This is a genomic window from Flavobacterium sp. YO12, assembly GCF_004119495.1.
GTDB lineage: Bacteria > Bacteroidota > Bacteroidia > Flavobacteriales > Flavobacteriaceae > Flavobacterium.
Genome location: NZ_NRQU01000027.1, coordinates 39,921 through 60,722, shown reverse-complemented (window position 1 = coordinate 60,722; position 20,802 = coordinate 39,921). Strand labels below are relative to the sequence as shown.

20 protein-coding genes and 1 pseudogene are annotated in these 20,802 nt (G+C 32.1%); 12 read left to right on the top strand and 9 right to left on the bottom strand.

Going from position 1 to position 20,802, the window contains the following annotated elements; all coding sequences use genetic code 11:
- Positions 1-33: 33 nt before the first annotated feature.
- Positions 34-456 carry a hypothetical protein gene (locus BOW55_RS10945; RefSeq protein WP_129024148.1) on the top strand — a complete coding sequence of 141 codons (423 nt, stop codon included), beginning with the start codon at positions 34-36 and terminating at the stop codon, positions 454-456.
- 86 nt (positions 457-542) lie between these two features.
- On the opposite strand, the gene BOW55_RS10940 is transcribed toward BOW55_RS10945, so the two are convergent.
- Positions 543-857: a hypothetical protein gene (locus BOW55_RS10940; RefSeq protein WP_129024147.1), complete on the bottom strand. Its 315-nt coding sequence runs from the start codon at positions 855-857 to the stop codon at positions 543-545.
- A 205-nt stretch (positions 858-1,062) separates the two neighbouring features.
- Between BOW55_RS10940 and BOW55_RS10935 the strand changes: the two genes are divergently transcribed.
- Positions 1,063-1,473 (top strand): helix-turn-helix domain-containing protein, encoded by a 411-nt coding sequence (locus tag BOW55_RS10935; protein ID WP_129024146.1) that lies wholly within the window; start codon positions 1,063-1,065, stop codon positions 1,471-1,473.
- Between the two features lie 648 nt (positions 1,474-2,121).
- On the opposite strand, the gene BOW55_RS10930 is transcribed toward BOW55_RS10935, so the two are convergent.
- Entirely contained in the window at positions 2,122-2,508 is a 387-nt protein-coding gene (locus BOW55_RS10930; protein WP_129024145.1) for a flagellar motor protein MotB, read from the bottom strand.
- 243 nt (positions 2,509-2,751) lie between these two features.
- Here BOW55_RS10930 and BOW55_RS10925 point away from each other — a divergent pair, with 243 nt between their 5' ends.
- A complete protein-coding gene (locus BOW55_RS10925) occupies positions 2,752-3,207 on the top strand; it encodes a type ISP restriction/modification enzyme (protein ID WP_129024144.1) in 456 nt (151 codons plus the stop codon).
- Between the two features lie 95 nt (positions 3,208-3,302).
- Here BOW55_RS10925 and BOW55_RS10920 read toward each other — a convergent pair whose 3' ends face one another.
- The 4 genes and pseudogenes from BOW55_RS10920 to BOW55_RS10905 form a co-directional block, all read right to left on the bottom strand.
- Positions 3,303-3,644, bottom strand: a complete 342-nt coding sequence (locus tag BOW55_RS10920; protein ID WP_241686537.1) for a secretion protein — start codon at positions 3,642-3,644, stop codon at positions 3,303-3,305.
- A 373-nt stretch (positions 3,645-4,017) separates the two neighbouring features.
- Positions 4,018-4,424, bottom strand: a pseudogene (locus tag BOW55_RS10915) (T9SS type A sorting domain-containing protein).
- 534 nt (positions 4,425-4,958) lie between these two features.
- Positions 4,959-5,324 (bottom strand): T9SS type A sorting domain-containing protein, encoded by a 366-nt coding sequence (locus BOW55_RS10910; protein ID WP_089056516.1) that lies wholly within the window; start codon positions 5,322-5,324, stop codon positions 4,959-4,961.
- Between the two features lie 409 nt (positions 5,325-5,733).
- Positions 5,734-6,138 carry a T9SS type A sorting domain-containing protein gene (locus tag BOW55_RS10905; protein WP_089055177.1) on the bottom strand — a complete coding sequence of 135 codons (405 nt, stop codon included), beginning with the start codon at positions 6,136-6,138 and terminating at the stop codon, positions 5,734-5,736.
- Between the two features lie 438 nt (positions 6,139-6,576).
- Between BOW55_RS10905 and BOW55_RS10900 the strand changes: the two genes are divergently transcribed.
- The 3 genes from BOW55_RS10900 (at position 6,577) to BOW55_RS10890 (ending at position 9,447) form a co-directional block, all read left to right on the top strand.
- Positions 6,577-7,449, top strand: a complete 873-nt coding sequence (locus BOW55_RS10900) for an AraC family transcriptional regulator (RefSeq protein WP_089056518.1) — start codon at positions 6,577-6,579, stop codon at positions 7,447-7,449.
- A gap of 531 nt (positions 7,450-7,980) precedes the next feature.
- The gene (locus BOW55_RS10895; protein ID WP_099720312.1) at positions 7,981-8,850 is read left to right on the top strand and encodes an alpha/beta hydrolase family protein; all 870 of its coding nucleotides are present in this window, start codon (positions 7,981-7,983) and stop codon (positions 8,848-8,850) included.
- Positions 8,851-8,934: 84 nt separating this feature from the next.
- Positions 8,935-9,447 carry a hypothetical protein gene (locus BOW55_RS10890; RefSeq protein ID WP_129024143.1) on the top strand — a complete coding sequence of 171 codons (513 nt, stop codon included), beginning with the start codon at positions 8,935-8,937 and terminating at the stop codon, positions 9,445-9,447.
- Positions 9,448-9,521: 74 nt separating this feature from the next.
- Here the strand turns inward: BOW55_RS10890 and BOW55_RS10885 are convergent, their stop codons facing one another.
- From BOW55_RS10885 to BOW55_RS10875, 3 genes are all read right to left on the bottom strand, one after another.
- On the bottom strand, positions 9,522-11,342 hold the full coding sequence (locus BOW55_RS10885; protein ID WP_129024142.1) for a T9SS type A sorting domain-containing protein: 1,821 nt from the start codon (positions 11,340-11,342) through the stop codon (positions 9,522-9,524).
- Between the two features lie 175 nt (positions 11,343-11,517).
- Positions 11,518-12,489, bottom strand: a complete 972-nt coding sequence (locus tag BOW55_RS10880) for a TerC family protein (RefSeq protein WP_129024141.1) — start codon at positions 12,487-12,489, stop codon at positions 11,518-11,520.
- A 312-nt stretch (positions 12,490-12,801) separates the two neighbouring features.
- Positions 12,802-13,818 (bottom strand): glutamine synthetase beta-grasp domain-containing protein, encoded by a 1,017-nt coding sequence (locus BOW55_RS10875; protein WP_089055173.1) that lies wholly within the window; start codon positions 13,816-13,818, stop codon positions 12,802-12,804.
- 427 nt (positions 13,819-14,245) lie between these two features.
- On the opposite strand from BOW55_RS10875, the gene BOW55_RS10870 reads away from it, so the two are divergent.
- The 6 genes from BOW55_RS10870 (at position 14,246) to BOW55_RS10845 (ending at position 20,725) form a co-directional block, all read left to right on the top strand.
- Positions 14,246-16,435 carry a glutamine synthetase III gene (locus BOW55_RS10870; protein WP_129024140.1) on the top strand — a complete coding sequence of 730 codons (2,190 nt, stop codon included), beginning with the start codon at positions 14,246-14,248 and terminating at the stop codon, positions 16,433-16,435.
- Positions 16,436-16,830: 395 nt separating this feature from the next.
- Positions 16,831-17,454, top strand: a complete 624-nt coding sequence (locus tag BOW55_RS10865; RefSeq protein ID WP_129024139.1) for a hypothetical protein — start codon at positions 16,831-16,833, stop codon at positions 17,452-17,454.
- A gap of 84 nt (positions 17,455-17,538) precedes the next feature.
- Positions 17,539-18,015 (top strand): hypothetical protein, encoded by a 477-nt coding sequence (locus BOW55_RS10860; RefSeq protein WP_129024138.1) that lies wholly within the window; start codon positions 17,539-17,541, stop codon positions 18,013-18,015.
- Positions 18,016-18,030: 15 nt separating this feature from the next.
- On the top strand, positions 18,031-18,753 hold the full coding sequence (locus tag BOW55_RS21330; protein WP_241686536.1) for a curli production assembly/transport protein CsgE: 723 nt from the start codon (positions 18,031-18,033) through the stop codon (positions 18,751-18,753).
- A 64-nt stretch (positions 18,754-18,817) separates the two neighbouring features.
- On the top strand, positions 18,818-19,285 hold the full coding sequence (locus BOW55_RS10850; protein WP_129024137.1) for a curli assembly protein CsgF: 468 nt from the start codon (positions 18,818-18,820) through the stop codon (positions 19,283-19,285).
- A 66-nt stretch (positions 19,286-19,351) separates the two neighbouring features.
- The gene (locus BOW55_RS10845) at positions 19,352-20,725 is read left to right on the top strand and encodes a CsgG/HfaB family protein (RefSeq protein WP_129024136.1); all 1,374 of its coding nucleotides are present in this window, start codon (positions 19,352-19,354) and stop codon (positions 20,723-20,725) included.
- Positions 20,726-20,802: the final 77 nt, after the last annotated feature.

Here is a 20,802-nt window from a genome sequence, read left to right as displayed (position 1 = left end):
ATTTATAATATAAAATTTAAAAATTAGCTTAAAATGAACTTAGATTTACATAGAATCAGATCAATAACTTTTGTGACAGTTATGTTATTTTGCATTACGATAATTTGTCCTGGGATTATGTTTGTATTTTTATTTAGTAAAGAATTATTTTTAGAAACAGATACATTTAAATTGATCCTTTTAAGTGTTTCAATTACAATGCCCATTTCCTTAGTTAATAGCTTTCTGATAGGCTTACTTCAAGAACCTGAAAGAAATGATAACCTAGATGATAATTTGCAGCTTATAATAATACTAGGAAATGTAATTTCTTTGCCAATTATCTATATTCCATTAATGGTAAAATTGTTTATTGATATTAGTTTGCAATGTGGTGTGTCAATTTTAATAGCTTTAGAAATAATAATTTTTCTACTTGCATATATTTTGAATAGATTAAGTTCAAAATCGAAATGACAAGATTGCGTAAAAACTTTGAGACTTAGCGTCTTTGCGAGATTTTTTAATTTTAGACCTTTCATCTTTGCATCTGCAAATAGAAATCATTCAATAACCTCCCCAACAAAACTCAAAAACTCCATTTCACTTAAAGGAAACAATTGCAAAACAGTTTCTAAAATAAGACTCACATTTATAGATTGGTCTTTCTTTTCTGGAACATTTTGCATATCGTGATCGAGTGCTAGGATGCATAATTTTAGCATATCGGTAATTATGCAGCCTAATTCGAGATAATTTAAAACTTCAATTTGAGCTGTATAAGTTTTAGATTCGTCATTGGCGGGTTTTAGAGTGCGGAAATGCAGGGTTTTTAATCTTTTTAGGTTTTTTACAATTTCAGTTTCATTTGGTTCCATAAGGCTTGTATTTAGTTTTGTTTGATAATTACTTTACAATTTGGTTTTTGTAAAATTTATTATAAGAAAAATTGTACTTTTGTGTTGGTTCGGCGAAGGAAGAAATAGATTTTGCTGTACGAAATCATTTTTTACTGTATTGCACGGCATAAAATCTGTTTTTTACATTTTGCCGATTTTGATACTTTATTATTATCTTTGAATTATGAGCACACTAACAAAACCAAATCATATAGGGCGAAAAATAAGCCGTATTCGTGAACTTCGAGATATGAAGCAGGAAGCTTTGGCGCAAGCTTTAGGAACAAATCAACAGGCGATTTCGGCTATGGAAAATAGCGAAACCATTGATGACGAAAAACTTGTTGAGGTTGCAAAAGCACTTGGTGTAACGGTTGAAGCTATTAAGAATTTTTCGGACGAAGCTGCAATTAATTATTTCAATAATTTTACTGATACAAAAAATAGTAATGTAAACTTTGGAAATCATTGTACTTTCAATCCATTAGATAAATTAATGGAAACGGTAGAAGAAAATAAAAAGCTTTATGAACGTTTGTTGAAAGCGGAACAAGATAAAATCGAATATTTAGAAAAATTACTAAATCAGAAATAGTAAACTTTTGAATAATAAAAGACCTCTCAGAAATGAGAGGTTTTTTGTTACGTTCAATAAGGTTTAGCTCATAAATCTAAAGTTTATCTCTCTAGTTTGTCATTTCGATCCCGAAGCTTCGGGATCGAAATGACAATATTGTGGCTAAAAACGTTCCATAGGAACAAATCATATTGTAGGGGCGGATTTTAATCCGTTCATGACAAAGAAACTCCGCAACAATGCTTGCTCAGCGTACGAAGATTTCTCCTTACGTCGAAATGACATACAAAATCCTATTGTCAAATATAGCCCGTGGTTTCAACCACGGGTACACAATACGAGCAAGACAATATTACGTTCCCGTGGTTGAAACCACGGGCTATGTTTATAACGTTTCGGAATAGCAAAAAAGAAAATCGTTTTCAAACAATCTCTCCAACAAACCTCAAAAACTCCATAAAGTTTGTCATTTCGACGTAAGGAGAAATCACACTAGTATTTCTACAAAGATTGGCGATTTGCTTTGTCGATTCCCGAGTGTGATTTGCTTCGCCAGTTCGCTGACGCTCGAGTCTCCCTTTGGTCGAAATGACAATATTCTGTGCTGGTGCGGAATAAAAGAAAAAACCTCTCATTTCTGAGAGGTTTTATTTATATCAGTTTCTTTTAAACCTTTTTTCGGGTAGTAACTTTCGGTTTACGATTTAGTTTTTCGATAACAGCATCGGCTTTTTCATTTTGGCAAATAAAGCGTAAAGATTCTGCGTAGCGATAATAGTAAACAGGTTCTAAATCTGATGTTATAGCGAAAAGTTCACCGTACCACGCAGCAGCTTTCTCTAGTTTGTAGTTAGAGTAAGAGGAATTTCCTAGTTTTTGAAACAAGTCGACAGATTTGTATCCTTTTGCCGCAATACGTTCGTAAGTTTTAATCACATCAACATAAGCATACTTGTCGCTTATCTTGTCTGTTATGAAAGGCTTTTCATTTTGAGCAGAAACACGAAGTGAAAAAACAGTCAACAGCACTAATACAGCTAGTTTTTCTTTCATGAATATTGGTTTAAATGAATGGTTTGGTTATTATTTTTTATTTTTGCAAATATATCTAAATCAACTATATAACGTGTATTTAGACGGTGTTTTTTTTAGTTTTATCGATTTTTTACGGCTGTTAGAAACGAATTAACGTATTAAATAGAAAATTTCTTATAATGAAAAACGATTTTTCAGAATAAATATTTCATTTATGCAAAGGATAAATTATAACTTTAGAGTTATAAAGTTAAGAATATTATGACAGTTCGACAATATTTTGATAAAATAATTAATTTTCGTGTTGATGAAAGCAAGGAAAAAGATCTTCTGAAAGTTGATTTAGAAAAGCTTGTTTTAAAAATTTCATTAGATGAAAAAGCAATTTATTTTACGCTTAATAGTCTTTTTCAGGAAAGATCAGAATTAAATTCTGAATTACTAAAGAGTATTACAAATCGATACGGTTTATTGTTTCTTGATAAAAAAGAAACGGGAAATGTGTGTTTTGCAAACAGCGAAGAACTGCGCTTAGAGTATAAACAAAGTTTTACCGCATTTGATTTATTAGATTTATGTTATGCTGTTTTGCATTCGTCACTTTATAATAAGGATTTAGAGAATGATATTCAGAAAATCCCTCTTCCTATGGATTCTAACGTGTTTTGGAAACTGATTCAAATTGGGAGTACTTTGCGAAATCAAGAAAGGGAATAAATAAAAAAGCATCAGCTATGGCTGATGCTTTCTAATTTTTAGGGCAAAAAATTAGCGGCGAAAAGATGGACTTTCATTTACTGATTCGTCTAACTTTACGGTTTTACTTTTTTAGAAGCAACTTTAATTTCATGTTTTGCAACCTTATCATTTGCTTTAACTTCAAGAACATAAGTTCCAGCTGGAAAACCTTCAAGACTTATTGTTTTTGAAACCTCTAATTTGTTTGCTGCAGATTCTCCAGCATAAAGTAAATTGTGATTTTCGTCGTAGATAGAAAATGATGATTTTTGAACAGCGTCTAAAGTAAAACTTACTACTTTTCCTTCTCCGGTTTTAATGTTCAAAATATAATCTCCTTTTCCATCAATGGCATAAGAAAATACAGTTGCTAAAAAAAAGGCCGCAACTAACCCTGTTTTGGTAAATCTTGTCATGTTTTTTTTAATGTTTATTACTAATGTGGAACGCGCAAAACTACAAATACAAATTTAATTTTATGCAAAAAAAAGCTCTTTTTTAATGGTGTAAAATGCTGATTTAAAACTATTTCTGTATTTTGTTTACACTATATACGTAATTACTGGTGTTTTGGATGTTTTTTTACATCATTTTTTTAATGACATAAAAACCAGTGTTATACATTTATTAAGAATAGTTTTTCAAAAAATAATAAACAATGAAATCTGCTTGAGTTTAAAACAAAAAAAAACAGCTCAATAACCACAAAGAGCTGTTTTTAAAACTTACGTTTTTTAACTTTACTAACTATCTAACCTTGATTTATACTTTATGAGAAGTATAACTTTTTTAGCGTACTGCTACGCTTGTATTTTTTGCAGAAAAACCTGCTTTGTAAACTGATGAAACCGCTTTTTTGATAATACAGTTGCATCATCTGTAATGGTGATTTGATGCGTTACTTTTTTTACATTATCCTCAACTTCTAAGAAGTAAGTTCCTTCTGGAAATTCTTCAAGATTAAAAGTTCTTAAAATTCCATCTTTACCTGAAGCATTTTCAGAATAAATTAGAGATCCGTCTTTGTCGTAAATTGCCAGATTTGCTTTTTGCACTTTATTAAGAGCAAATGTTATAAGCTTTCCGTTAGCTTTTATTACATGAAGATTAAAGTCTTCATTTCCATCGATTGCATACGTACTCATTCCAGTAAAAAGTACCGCACATACTAAACTCAATTTTAAAATCTTTTTCATAATACTTAGTTTTAAATTATTAGTTTAATTCTCTGATGTAAAATTACTACAGAAGTGCGTGTATTTTAACAACTCTATTTTCCAATTTCGATGCTGTATTCTCATTTACGAAACCGTTATAGGTTAAAATATGAATATTATTTACTGTTTTTGTTAATTTGGTTGTTATTTTTCAATGATTTTCTTGATTTTGAATTTACGTTGAGTTAAGAATTTATTTACATGTATTATGTGGGTTTAACCGCAAAGCACGCAATGAGTTTTAATTCGTATTACATTCAGAAAACACAAAGTTCGTAAAGCAATTTCAACACAATACTTTGCGAACTTTGCGTTTTTATAAATTTAGCATATTAAAAATCCTTGCGTGCTTTGCGGTTAAAATCTCATTTCAATAAAGCACAAAAAAAACAGCTCAATAACCACAAAGAGCTGTTTTAAAACAATCACGTTTTTTAACTTTACTAACTATCTAACCTTATACTTCAAACAAAGTATAAATTTTTACAGCGCATTGCGGCGCTTATTTTTTGTTTAATAAGCAGTCAAAAGAGCTTTTGAAGATAAAAGCGAACTTTCGTTTGTTATTGTAATTTCATGTCTTGCTTTTTTAACGCTGTCTTCAATTTCTAAGAAATAAGTACCAGCAGGAAATTCTTCTAAGCTAAAAGTTCTTAGAATTCCTTCTTTACCAGAAGCATTTTCAGAATAAATTAAACTTCCGTTTTTGTCGTATATACTAAGGCTTGCTTTTTGAGTTTGATTTAAAGCAAAAGTGATTACTTTTCCATTAGCTTTTAATACGTGCAAATTGAAAGCGTTACCTCCGTCAATTGCATATGAACTTATTCCTGATAAAAGTATTGCACATACTAAACTCAATTTTAAAATCTTTTTCATACTATTTAGTTTTAATTATTTATCTCCAATTTCTGAATGTAAAATTAGGCTCTAGATTGCTGTTTTCTATTTACTCTATTTTCCAATATATGTGCTATATTCTCATTTACGAAACCGTTATAGGTTAAATTTTGCGTTATTTGTTATGTTTTGGTTAATTCGCTTGTTATTATTTAATGTTTTGTTTAAAAATAAGATAGGGTTGATTTACCGAAGTTTCTTAGAAAAATGATCTTCATAAAACTCTTTGCACATTTTAAGGTTAAATCTTACCGGTTAAAATCTTAGTTCAATATAAGGACAAAAAAAACAGCTCAATAACCACAAAGAGCTGTTTCTAAAACTTACGTTTTTTAACTTTACTAACTATCTAACCTCATTTTTATACTGTATGAGAGTATAAACTTTTTTAGCGTATTGCTACGCTTGTATTTTTTGCAGAAGAATCTGATTTGTATACTGCCGAAATTGCTTTTGATGATAATGTTGTAAAATCATCGTTTACGATAATTTCATATCTCACTTTTTTAGAATTGTCTTCCACTTCTAAAAAGTAAGTTCCGTTTGGAAAATCTTGTAAATCAAAAGTTCTTAAAATTCCATCTTTACCTGCGGCATTTTCAGAGTAGAACAAATTTCCTTCTTTATCGTATATTGCTAATTTTGCTTTTTGAACTTGGTTAAGACCAAAAGTGATCATTTTTCCGTTTTTCAATACATGAAGATTAAAGTCTTCATTTCCATCAATTGCATAAGTACTGAATCCTGATAAAAGTACTGCACATACTAAACTTAATTTTAAAATCGCTTTCATAGTATTTCGTTTTAAATTGTTATCACTAATTTTCTGATGTAAAATTACTTCAGTGATTCCTGTTTTTTATTTACTCTATTTTCCAATTTATATGCTGTATTCTCATTTACGAAACCGATATAGGTTAAAATTTGAATTATTGTAGGTGTTTTTGTTAATTCAGTTGTTATTTTTTAATGATTTAAGATTGTTAATATTTTTTATAAACTCCTGTATTCTTACAAAAAATACCAGATGACTATAAAAACGTTTGATTAAATACGATTTTGGAAAAAAAACATTCAGAAAAATATCAGTTATGAAAAAAACGACGATTTTCTCCTGTTTTTGAATTGTATTTTTGTGCAAAATTCTCAGTTACGAAACCGTTATAGGTTAAAATTTGAATTATTTTAGGTGATTTTGTTAAATTTGCTATTATTTTTTAAAGATTTTATCATGAAGACAATTGCCCCAGCTCTTGAAGTGATAACTAGCTCATACGGAAGTTCTTTTACCTATACTAAACACGCCGAAAAGACCAATAGCAAAGCTCATTTATGGCATTATCATCCAGAAATTGAGTTGGTTTATATAAACGGCGGGGCAGGAAAAAGACAAATAGGAAGCCACGTTTCTTATTACACAAATGGCAGTTTGATTCTGATAGGCTCTAATTTACCGCATTGCGGTTTTACAAATGAAAATACGGGAAATACAAACGAAACAGTCATTCATATTAAACCTGAATTTTTAGGAAATGACTTTTTTGTAGTTCCAGAGATGAAGAAAATCCAAAATATTTTAAGTCAGTCTAAAGGCGGAATTGCTTTTGGCGGTGAGACTAAAAAACAAATTGGAAAGAAAATAGAAATGATGGAACATCAGCTTCCGTTTGAGCGTTTGCTGACACTTTTGAGTGTTTTGGACGAACTTGAATCTTCTGAAGAATACACCATTTTAAATGCTGATGGTTTTTCGTTGGAGCTTCAAACGCAAGACAGTGATCGTATGAATGTGATTTTTAATTATGTAAAAGATCATTTTCAAGAATCGATTGCTATCGATGAGGTTTCGAATTTGGTGAGTATGACTACACCTTCATTCTGTCGTTATTTCAAAAAGATTTCAAATAAAACATTTACAGAGTTTGTGAATGAATATCGTTTGGTTCATGCTTCAAAATTATTGGCCGAAAAAGCAATTAGTATAAACGAAGTCTGCTACGAAAGCGGTTTTAATAATTTCAGTCACTTTAGTAAATCATTTAAACAATATACAGGTAAAAGTGCCTCGCAATACCGCCACGAGCATAAAATTATAATTAGTTAACCCGGTGGGTGTATTTATTTTCAACACATAGGAACATAGCTTTTACAGTCGAAAATTAGGCGTTTCACTTTTTTTAAACACACATAGCTACGCTATGCGAAAGAAACATGTTTCTTTTGTCTCCTTTTAGGTATAAAATCGTATGTTTCTATGTGTTAGATTGTTTTTTGAACAATTATACCCAACGGATTTAGTTAATAGTTTTGATTAAATTTATCAGTCACGACCCGAGCGATAGCGAACAGGCGAAGCAATTACACGAATTAGTTTGTGGAGAATTCGTGACACTTTTTGCCACTGATTAAAGGATTATATTGATTTTTAGAATCTTTATATAAGTCACACAAAAAAATAAATTCGTGGAAATTTGTGTAATTAGTGGCAAACCAGCTTTAAGAGAAAATAATCTATTAAATCTGTGCAATCTGTGGCAAAAGAAAATAAATCCGATTAGTGAAAACTGGTCGGATTTTTCATATAATTATTTTGAAAAAAGGTATATTTACATTCCTTAATCGAAAAATGATAAAAATGAAAAACTTTAAAATTTGGGTATTTGCCGTTTTCTTGTGTGTTTCGTCAATGTCGTACGCGGCAAAAGTAGACACGCTGCAAATTGCCAGTACAGCGATGAGTAAAACGTACAAAGCAGCTGTGGTTTTACCCAATTCGTATGCTAAAAGTAAATCGGCTTTTCCGGTAATGTATTTGCTGCATGGCGCTTACGGACATTTTGGTGATTGGTTAAAAAATACTCCAAATAAAAAATTAGTTCAAAATTTATCAGATCAATACAATATAATTATTGTAATGCCAGAGGGCGAAACGTTTAGTTTTTATTTAGATAGCCCTGTAAATCCAGGAAGTCAGTTTGAAACGTTTATTACGCAGGAAGTAATTCAGAAAGTGGATAAAACATATAAAACCATCAGCAATAGAAACGGAAGAGTAATAACGGGACTTTCTATGGGCGGACACGGGGCTTTGTACTTGTCAGCCAAACATCCTGATTTGTTTTGCGCTGCGGGCAGTATGAGCGGAGCAGTAGATATGGGTACAATGCTTAATCGCGAATCTTCGGCACAAGTGGTAAAATTGATGCAGCCCGTTTTTGGAGATAAAAGCGATAATTCGGCATTATATGCACAACACGCCGTTATGGGAATGCTGGATAAAATAAAAGACAATAAACTGCCGTTAATAATTGATTGTGGTGTTGATGATTTTTTGATTGAACCGAATAGAGAATTGCATCGCAGAATGGTTTATGATAAAATAGAACACGATTATACAGAGCGTCCGGGAGCGCATACTTGGGAATATTGGGAAAATTCGCTGCCGTATCATGTATTATTTTTTAATAAAATACTGCTTAAAAATCAGGTTGTTGCAAAAAAATAAATGAAAATCTCGTTTCAAAGCCAACTAAAAACTTTTTTTGGTTTGGTTTTTGGAATACCTTTATAAATCTAAAAAATAAAAATTATGAAAAAGATACTTACCCTTTTTGCGGTTGTTGGATTAATCGCTTTTACAAGTTGTGAAGGACCAGAAGGGCCTCCGGGATTGGATGCTCCAATGCCTGTGGCTTTTGAAATAGAAACTAGTTTTAGTTTTAATACGACTGATGGATACATAATTTCTGATTCTTTTTCTAAGTATTTGAAAACAGATTTATATCAGAATGAGTCAGTTTTAATTTACAGATTAGAAGGAGTTAATAATTCAGGATCTGATGTGTGGCAGTTAATACCAACTACTGTATTTTTCCCAAATGGTGACTCTATCACCTATGATTACAATTTTAGTAAACAAGCATTTACAATTTTTGTTGGAGGGGATAATGTAGCAGGAAAGCCATCTTTTATTAACAAACAAGTGTTTAGGTTTGTTGTTATTCCTGCTGATTTTGGGGTGTCAGTTAATAAAAGTAATTATTTTGAAGTGATGAAAGCTTTAAATTTGAATGAAAGCCAAATACAAGAAATTAAATTGTAGTTATAGAGTTTGTAGCATATAAAAAAAGGAAATCGTAAAGATTTCCTTTTTTTATTTTATGTTGCATGTATTTTTTAGTTCTTAATAAATGGTTTTTGAATAATGCCGTAAGAAGAGCTTCTTTGCATTGTAATAAAATATGTTCCTGTTTTTAAATTTGAGACATCTAAACTTACTAGATCTGAGTTTATTATTGTTATTGGCGTATTAACTGTTTCTCCTTTAATATTTACAATATTAATTTGATAGAGTGATATATCGCGGCTTTCAATATTTAATAATGATGATGTTGGATTCGGATATATTTTTGTTCCATCTTCATATGTGCTTCCGTATAAAGAAACTTCATTACTATAACTAGAAACGCTTCCATATGTTGATTTATCTATGTTGATATAGTTTATTTTAGAAATTCGTCTATACTTGTATGATTCATCGAATATAAAAACCATACCAGTTCTACCAGAGCTTCTTATTGTAAATTTTTGAGAAGGTAAGTAATTTTTTGATGTAGCTCCTAAAATGTTTGACCATGTAGCTGTAGAATTGCTTTGAGTGCCAATTGATTGAACTTGCCATTGATAGGAAATATCATTAATCATGAAATTTTTGCCTGTTATATCAGTATTATCTATTATAGGTGTAGATCCAATTATAGTATCAGGTGTTTCAAAACTTGTACTCGATAATATCTTTACGACTTGATCACAACAGATAGTATTGTTGTAGCCAATTGTTCTGACCAAAACCTTTAATAAATTACTACAGCTTTTGATGTCTTTGTATATTGAGATTCTTCTTAATAAGTAGTAGTTGTCTTCTGCATCTGATATTTCAGTGGGTTTAAAATAATTTAATGTTGAAGAGTTTTCATTTGGTATTGTAATCCATTTTAGAGAACCTCCTAAAGCTTTATTGGTTTTAGCATATTCCCATTCAAATCTTTCAACATCAGTGAATCTATCAAGTCTAGAGTATGTATGGAATGGATCGTCTAAAATGTCTAAGTTAACTTTAACTTTATTTTGACCCCCACTTACATCAATTGGATTAATATTTATGTGTTCAATAAAACCATCTGAATTTGGCTCTGCGTATACTAAAATGGTATTCGATGTTATTGGTGAAGGTACAAGAGTAATAGTTACACTGTTGCTTTTATTAGGTTTGTCATAACTATAATTATAGCCAAGACTTCTGGTAATAGTAAAATTACCAGGTTCTGTAACATAGTCTATATATAGAATCTTATTTACATTATCTAAATTTAAGAATCGCACACTTGTGTTTCCATTGGATGCCCAAGATGAGTTTATGCCATAGGATTGATCTTGATAAGGATTTAAATATTGAGATCCAGTTATTGGAGCAGGTTTGTCTCCTAATCGCACAGTTTGGTTACAGCATAAAGTATTTGGTATTTTTGTTGGGTTTGGTGCATCAGCAGGAGGATTAGCGCCGCTATTGTTCATTGTTGGGTTTTTGGTAACTTTAATATAGCCGCTTTTGTAAGCAACGTTGCTGCTGGTTTTATATTCAGCATAAATTTGACCACCCAATTCAGAAATACTGTTCCAGTTTATATTAATTATAAAACTTTGGGAGGCTGTTTTACCTTCACCAAAGAATAAAGGTACACTGCTTCCGCCAATTGCTACACTGGGGTTTAGTCCGCTTACAACATAAATAGTAAGTGTGCCGTTGTTTCCAGGGATAGTTGGCATTTCGACTTTTACACCTAAAGATATACTTGAGTAAGGTGTGCCTCCAAGATTAATTGAACTTCCATCAAAACCTGCACCATTCACTAAAGTTGGTGTAAGTGTAACTTTTTGCCCAAACATCGAGATGCTTAGTATAAAAGCTAAAACGAGGTAAATGTAATTTTTTCTCATAATAAATAATTTAAATAGTTTGTAATGAGATAAATATAAGTTTAAAAGACGTGTAATCTTTCTTTTTAATGTTAAAATGTAGTATTTGTTTTATAATTTAACGTTTGTATTCTTGTTAGATATAAAAAAAGGAAATCCTAAGATTTCCTTTTTTTGTATTTATATGTTTTGAAAATTATTCTTCTTCGCTGTTATCAGTAAGTTCTTTTTCTTTACCAAATTTAAGTGAAACCATAATTCCAACTAAAAGTGAAAGTGCAATAAATCCTAAAGAAGCCCATTCTGGTACGTGGATGAAATCGTGCAGTAACATTTTTAATCCCACAAAGGCTAAAATAGCAACTAAGCTGTATTCTAAATAACTGAATTTTGCCAGCATATTGGCTAAGAAAAAGTACATAGAACGCAGTCCAAGAATGGCAAAAATATTAGAACTAAATACTAAAAACGGATCAGATGTAATGGCTAGAATGGCAGGAACACTATCAACAGCAAATAAAACATCCATTACTTCAATTACAATCAAAGCAACAAACAATGGTGTTGCGGCTCTTTTGGCTGTTTTTGTCGAAATGAAAAACTTTTCGCCTTCCATATGAGAGGTAATCGGAATGATTTTCCCTAATGCTTTGTAAACGAACGAATCTTTAGGCTGAAAATCTTCGTCTTCGCCTGAAAACAACATTTTTATCGCTGTAAATAATAAGAAAGCTCCAAATAAATAAGTCGTCCAAGTAAACTTATTGATCAACATTACTCCGAAGAAAATCATTAGACCACGGAAAACAATTGCACCTAAAATTCCCCAGAATAATACACGGTGCTGGTATTTTTGCGGAATTTTGAATGACGCAAAAATAATAGCAATTACAAAAATGTTATCTACACTTAAGGATAACTCGATTAGGTAACCGGTAATGAATTTCATTGCGGCTACAGCTGGTTTTAAATTATCAGGGTTTTCGATATAGTCTGTAGTGTACAGCCAGTAAATAACTCCTGAAAAAAGAAAAGATAAAGTAACCCAAATTAAGGTCCATTTGCTGGCTTCTTTGGTGCTGATGATATGGGGTGTTTTATTGAATACACCTAAATCTAAAGCAAGAATAAAAATTACGGCTAACAAAAAGAAAGTCCAGACTATCATGATGAATTTTTTAAATGATGTACAAAGATAAGTTTTGAAGTTTAACTTGAAAATTAATTATTGAAAAGTTAATGGTGAATTTTAAGGAAAGAATGTGTTTGCAAACCCCGTTGTGTTTATACACAAAGTTTGTCATTTCGAAGAATGAGAAATCACACTAGAAATTCTGTAAAGAAACTCTTCAATCTGTGTCGATCAACGAGTGTGATTTCTCCCTTCGATCGAAATGACAAGATTGCGTAAACGGATTAATAAATAAAAAAAGTGCCAACAATTACGAAGGCACTTTTATAATATAATGTAAGCTTTGAATTATAGCGCTGAGTTAACAGTTTTGATAATTCTAGCAGCAATTTTGTATGGATCTCCGTTTGAAGCTGGTCTTCTGTCTTCCAACCATCCTTTCCATCCTTTTTGAACAGTCATTAAAGGAATTCTGATAGAACATCCTCTGTCTGAAACTCCATAAGAGAAATCGTGAATAGAAGCAGTTTCGTGTTTACCAGTTAAACGTTGGTCATTGTAAGCACCGTAAACCGCGATATGCTCAGCAGTAACAGGACGGAAAGCCTCACAAATTCTTTCGTAAGTAGCTTGGTCTCCACATGATCTTAATACTTCGTTAGAGAAGTTAGCATGCATACCTGAACCATTCCAGTCTGTATCTCCAAGTGGTTTTGGGTGGTATTCGATATAGTAACCATATTTTTCAGTCAAACGATCTAATAAGTAACGAGCAACCCAAATTTCGTCTCCAGCTTTTTTAGCACCTTTAGCGAATAATTGGAATTCCCATTGTCCGCAGGCAACCTCTTGGTTAATACCTTCAAAGTTAATTCCAGCAGCGATACATAAATCAGCATGTTCTTCTACTAATTTTCTTCCGTGAGTGTTTTTTCCACCTACAGAGCAGTAGTACATACCTTGTGGAGCAGGATAACCTCCAACAGGGAAACCTAATGGCAATAAAGTTTTAGTATCCATGATGAAATACTCTTGTTCGAAACCAAACCAGAAATCATCATTATCATCATCAATCGTAGCTCTTCCGTTAGAAGGATGTGGAGTTCCGTCAGCAAACATAACTTCACACATTACTAAATATCCGTTAATACGAGTTGGATCAGGGTAAATTGCAACAGGAACTAATAAACAGTCAGAAGATCCACCTTCAGCTTGTCTTGTTGACGAACCATCAAATGACCAATTTCCAAGTTCTTCTAATGTTCCTTTGAAATTTTCATGCTCTTCAACTTTAGTTTTACTTCTAAGATTTTGAGTTGGCTCGTATCCATCTAACCAAATGTACTCTAACTTAATTTTAGCCATAATAATATAATTTTGTTTTTTTGTTTTTTCGCTGGGTCAAATATAGATTTATTTTTTTAGTCCTAAAAATTAGGGGGCTATTTTGTTTATCGGACTATAATTTTTTTGAGAAGCGCAATTTTGAGAGGGGTATATTTTTAAAAAAAGCAATTTTTAACACCATAAAAAAATAAATTCGTAATAATTTGGGGCTCTTTTTGAATTTTAAGGTTAAGGAATTATGAAAAAATGTTTATTTATTGAGCAATACTGTTGTTTTTTGTTATAATTCTTTGCGAGAGATTCATTATTCTTTGAAAAAAGTGTCTTCTGTTGAGAAATCGTTGTTCAAAATTCTCGAATTTATGTTTAAAACAGGGGATTTTATTGTTTATATTTGTCGATCATTTTTCAATGAAAATTAGTACGAATTTTTAAAATTATATACATGTCAACATTACGTTTCCAAGCTTTGCAAGAAGCTTCTACTAGAAAGCCGGTACATTTTGAAGAGATTGGTAGAAAATCAAATCTTTTTGGTTCAAATGTGTTTAATGAAAAAGCCATGAAGCAATATTTAACTTCAGATGCTTTAAAAGGAGTAAGAGATGCTATTCAGCATGGAACTAAAATCGAAAGAAAACTGGCAGATTATATTGCCATGGGAATGAAAGAGTGGGCGTTGGCAAAAGGTGTTACACATTATACACATTGGTTTCAACCTCTTACAGGAACAACTGCTGAAAAACATGATGCTTTTTTTGAAACTTCGTATGATGGCAGTGATCCTGTAGAAAAATTTGGAGGTGCGCAATTGGTACAACAAGAACCAGATGCTTCAAGTTTTCCAAACGGCGGAATCAGAAATACTTTCGAAGCTAGAGGTTATACAGCTTGGGATCCAACTTCGCCAGCTTTTATATATGGAACAACTTTATGTATTCCTACTGTATTTATTGCTTATACAGGAGAAGCTTTAGATAATAAGATACCTTTATTAAGAGCATTGTCTGCAATTGACGAAGCAGCTACAGAAGTTTGTAAATATTTTGATAAAAACGTAAAAAAAGTAACAGCAACTTTAGGTTGGGAGCAAGAGTATTTCTTGATTGATAAAGCTTTGGCAAATTCTCGTCCTGATTTAATGATGACTGGAAGAACTTTATTAGGACATACTTCGGCAAAAGGACAGCAGTTAGACGATCATTATTTTGGATCTATTCCAACTCGTGCACTTACTTATATGAGAGATTTAGAGCAAGAATGTATGCTTTTAGGAATTCCTGTAAAAACACGTCATAATGAGGTTGCGCCAAATCAGTTTGAGTTGGCTCCAATTTTTGAAGAAACAAATCTTGCTGTAGATCATAACTCTTTATTAATGGATGTAATGCAAAAGGTTGCAGAACGTCATGATTTTAAAGTTTTATTTCACGAAAAGCCTTTTAAAGGAGTAAACGGTTCGGGAAAACACAATAACTGGTCGCTGGCGACAGATACAGGAGTTAATTTATTGAGTCCGAGTAAAACGCCAATGAGCAATTTACAGTTTTTAACCTTCTTTATTAATACCATCAAAGCGGTTAATGATAACGAAACTTTGCTTCGTGCTTCTATCGCTACAGCAAGTAACGATCATAGGTTAGGAGCAAACGAAGCGCCGCCGGCAATTATGTCTGTATTTATTGGAGCACAGTTAACAAAAGTATTGTCTGAATTAGAAAGTGTAACAACTGGAAAATTATCTCCAGAAGAAAAAACAGATCTTAAATTAAATGTAGTTGGTAAAATTCCAGACGTATTATTAGATAATACAGACAGAAACAGAACTTCGCCTTTTGCATTTACAGGAAACAAATGGGAGTTTAGAGCTGTTGGTTCAAATTCTAACTGTTCTAATGCCATGACAACCTTAAATGCTATTGTAGCAAAACAGTTGTTTGACTTTAAAAAGGAAGTGGAGAATTTGATTGAGTCAAAAGACATGAAAAAAGATGATGCTATTTTTAACGTTTTAAGAGAATACATCAAACAGTCTAAAAAAATACTTTTTGAAGGCGACGGTTATAGTGAAGCTTGGGAAAAAGAAGCAGGAAAAAGAGGTTTAAGTAATTTTAAAACTACTCCAGAGGCTATTAAAGCTAAAGTTTCTAAGCAAGCTTTAGACTTATTTTCTGAACTAGGCATCTTTAATCATGTTGAAGCTGAAGCGCGTTACGAAATAGAATTAGAAGAATACACTAAGAAAATTCAGATTGAAGGAAGAGTTTTAGGTGATATCGCTAGAAATCATGTTATTCCTACTGCAATACGCTATCAAAATACTTTGATTGAGAATGTAAAAGGTTTAAAAGAGATCTTTGGAAAAGAATTTGAAACGATTGCAAAAGAGCAAATTATTTTAATAAAAGAAATTTCAGGTCATATAGAAGGAATCAATTCTAAAGTATTGGCAATGACAAACGAAAGAAAGAAAGCAAATCAATTAACTGATGCACAAAAAATGGCAGAAGCTTATTGCGATAAGGTAAAACCTTATTTCGAAGACATTCGTAACCATTGTGATAAACTGGAGCTTTTGGTTGATGATGAAAGCTGGACATTAACCAAATACAGAGAATTGTTGTTTACTAAATAACTTTCATTAACATTAAGTTAAAGCCTGTCTGTAAAAAGATAGGCTTTTTTTGTGATTATGTTAATATAACTGTTTCAGGTTTGAAATATATCTTTTGTTTTGGCATAAATGTAAGGAAAATGTAAAAAGTAACTTTTTTCTTATTAAGGTAAAATTGAAATACAGCAGTTCGTCGTTATAGTTTCGCATTTCATCGAAAACAGATTAAGATCTTGTAAAATACGTATTTATACCTGTTTTGATTATCGAGAAGTTTTCTAATTTTGAATATGAAAATGAGAGAATTAGCAGAAAAAACTATTCTCAAATGATGGTTAAAATCCCCCAGATTTTCTCCCCAAATTGCATATACCTACATAATAATTTGTATTAATAACCAATTAAATATATTTATTATGAAAAAAGTAATTTTAAGCATCTCCGCGATGCTATTTGCAGGTGTAGCGTTCGCTCAAGGTAATGTGAGTGATGTAGATCAGTTAGGTTTGTTAAATGGTGCATTGGTAATCCAAGTGGGATCATCAAACAATTCAGATGTTGATCAAATAGGTATTGCAAACGTTGCAATTGTTGGACAATACGGAGATGATAATGAGTCTAGTGTTGCACAATTAGGAGCAGGAAACGTTGCTGTAGTTACTCAAATTGGAGATGACAACAGTTCAACTATCGCACAAGGAATCTGGGTTGGAAACTTAGCAGTTACTACTCAAATCGGAGCTTACAACAATTCTGATGTATTGCAAGTAGGTAATTTTAATGATGCTTACACTACTCAATTTGGAGCATTTAATAATTCAACAACATTGCAATTTGGAGATGACAACACTGCAGCAACTACTCAAGTAGGTTTCTTCAACAATGCCGCTACATTGCAATTAGGATGGGATAACTACTCTAGCATTGAACAATATGGAATTGGAAACTTTGCAGCAACTGCTCAATTTGGAAACGACCATATTAGTACAGTTACTCAAACTGGATTCCTAAACGGAAGTATAGTAATCCAATCTAACTAAATAGAACCAAGAAAAGGAAGAATTTGATTTATTAAGTTCTTCCTTTTTTTTCTTAGAATTCTTTTTTACCACAATACCACAATTATGAAACGTTTTGCCACTTATATTTTCCTATTCATTACAGGAATTTTATTCTCTCAATCAATTGATGGGAATAGAAGTGATTACGTTTTAAATGAAATGAACAATCGCAATCAAAATCAAATAAACCAATACATTAAAAGCAGAAATATTGTAACGGTTTCGCAAATTGGAAATTACAATCAGGCCAATATAACCATTATCAGTAATAATGCAAATGTAACCGCTCAGCAAACAGGAAACACCAATTATATGAATGTTTACAAAAAAGCTGACGAAATCAATCAATCCTACACGCAGACAGGCAACAATAATTATATAAGCGATTATTCCTTGTACACAAGAGGAGTCGCTTCAATGTCAATAAATCAGAACGGCAGTAATTTAACGGTTTTTAATTCAGGTTCAAATTCTATATCTAAAGATTTGATTATTAATCAATCTGGAAATTCAGGAACAATATTTATATTCAATCGTTAGAATTATGAAAAAGTATTGGAACATAGGAATTGTTTTTTTTGCCCTTTTTTTTCTGAATCAGGATTCTCGCAGGTAGTTTATAAAGAAGTAAAAGCTAAGATAGAAGTAAAAGAAATTGAAAATCTTCTTGCTATTACTGGAACCGTAGAGAATTTAAAATCTGAGTTCAAGAATATCTCGTATAAGTTGACAGTATTCAAAAAAAGCAAATCAGGTTCAAATAAATCAAATAACGGACAAGACGGCAGAGTCACATTAGAGCCCATTCAAAAAGTTGAGTTATCAAAAACACAGGTCAATTTTACAAAAGAGGATGAGATCATAATACTGTTATTAATTTATGATGAAAATAATGCCATTATAGGCAAGGATAGAGTTGTTTTTGGAGAGAAAAATGAATCAGATTCCGGTAAAGCTATTCCACAAGACGGAATCGAAATGATTGGAATTGTTGCTAATGACACTAAAACAAAATTGGGAAATGATTTTTACGATTATTTTTATTCGCAATATTCGAAACTAAAAATCAATACCAGTAAAATCGTAACTGTTCAAGAGGAATTGACTTTTGGGCGTACAACAAAGATTACGATTTTAGTGGATGGCGAAATAATAGAAGAATTTATTTCACGTCCAGATGAAGATTTCTTAAAATATATGGCTGATACAGCTGCTTCTAAAGCATTTAAATATTTTAAGGATCTTGAAAAACAAAGCAAAATTATAACTCAATACTAAAATTGAGGAACGTTTTGTGTCAAGAAGAGTTGTGTTTTTAATGTAGGAAATAAAATTTATCAATATGAAAACTTTAGCTTTACTAGTTTGTCTAGCAGGTTTTAGCGCAGTCTCAAATGCGCAGGATCTTGCTTATAAGCCTATTAATCCTGCTTTTAGCGGTGGTGATACTTTTAATTATCAATGGCTGCTTAGTTCTGCCCAAGCACAAAATGATTTTAAAGAAGATCCAACTACAGGATATAAACCACAGACTGATTTGGAACGTTTTAAAAGTACTTTGAATAATCAGCTGTTAAATAGGATTTCAAATTCGTTATTCGATGATCAATTTGGATCAGCAACAGGTTCCGGAACAGGAACGGGGACAGGCACAGGTACTGGAACAGGAACTGGCGGCGGACTAAAACCAGGAACATATGTCTTTGGAACATTGTCTGTAGATATTTATAATTCTAATTTAGGAATGGTAGTAGATATTTTAGATATCGATACAGGCGAACAAACACAAGTAATTATACCAGCTCGATAAATTCTGGTTCCTTGTTTTTTTTCTTATACGTCAATTAGGTTCATGTTTTACTGTAAATAACTTATTATGAATAAAAGTCCCCTTTTTATACTTTTAATAACTTGCCTATTCTCAGGATGTGGAGCTTATTTTAACCAGCCAGTAGGAGTTCAAAAGGCAGTTTTTGGAGAAAATACTCCTGCAACTACCGCATTAGTCGATATGCCTAAACCTAAAGAACAAATTGTTGTTGGGGTTTACAAATTTAAAGATCAGACTGGGCAGTATAAAGCTACTGAGTTAGGAAGTACTTTTAGCACTGCGGTTACTCAAGGTGCAACTTCAATTTTAATTAAAGCGCTGGAAGACTCTAAGTGGTTTATTCCTATAGAGCGTGAAAATCTGGGTAACCTTTTAAATGAACGAAATATTATCCGTTCGACACGTCAGGAATATGCCTCAAAAACAGAAGCTAATGAAGCCGTTTTAACACCGCTTTTATTTGCAGGTGTTTTACTTGAGGGTGGAATTATTTCTTATGATACTAATATTATTACAGGAGGTTTTGGTGCAAGATACTTTGGTGCGGGTGGTTCTACTCGTTACAGACAAGATCGTGTAACAGTATACTTAAGGTTGGTTTCAACTTCTAACGGAAAAATCTTAAATACGGTTTATGTTTCTAAAACTATTTTGTCTCAAAGTGTAGATGCGAGTTTATTTCGATATGTAAATCTAAACCGACTTTTAGAAGTAGAAACCGGTTTTACTCGAAACGAACCTATTCAGTTAGCAGTAACAGAAGCAATCGAAAAAGCTGTTGAAGGACTTATTGTAGACGGAATTAAAGATAAACTATGGGAAGTAAATGCTCCTCAGAATAAAATTGATGCTTTTGTCGCTGAATATGATAAAGAAAAAAGCGAAGCCGATTTGGCTCAATTATACAATAGAAATTTGAGTGAAAGAAGAGCCCGTTTTGGATTGGAAGCTTCGGGAGGAGTTGCCTTAATGCAGGGTGATTATGCAAATCCAGTTCCAAAACCACTGATTAGAGGTGCCGCAAAATTTTTCTTTACACCAACATTTGCTTTAAGTGCATCGTCAAATGCATTTTGGCTGGCAAACAAAAATAAACTCGATGCAGGATATGTTTCCTTAGACCTCAATTTAGAATGTTTAATCTTACCTCGTGATGTATTTACCCCTTATATTTTTGCTGGAACCGGGGTTGAGTTCAATAAAAAATACGAAAACATAGCCAGTAAAGTTCAGTTTGGCGGCGGAGTCGAATATCTCGCAACAAATTATCTGGGAATAAAAGCCTTTGGCGAGTTTAATGTTCCCTTTAGTGATAATGTAGATTACTTAGTCAGCGGCGTTCGAGATGATTACTACTGGCGGTTTGGTTTAGGATTGACCTATTATTTCCCAAAAAGTTATAAGTACAAGAAGAAATAATAAAACCTCGTGATATTTCCAGGTTCTTTATAAAATGATTACAGGAGTAAATACAATGTAAGTTTAATAAAATTATG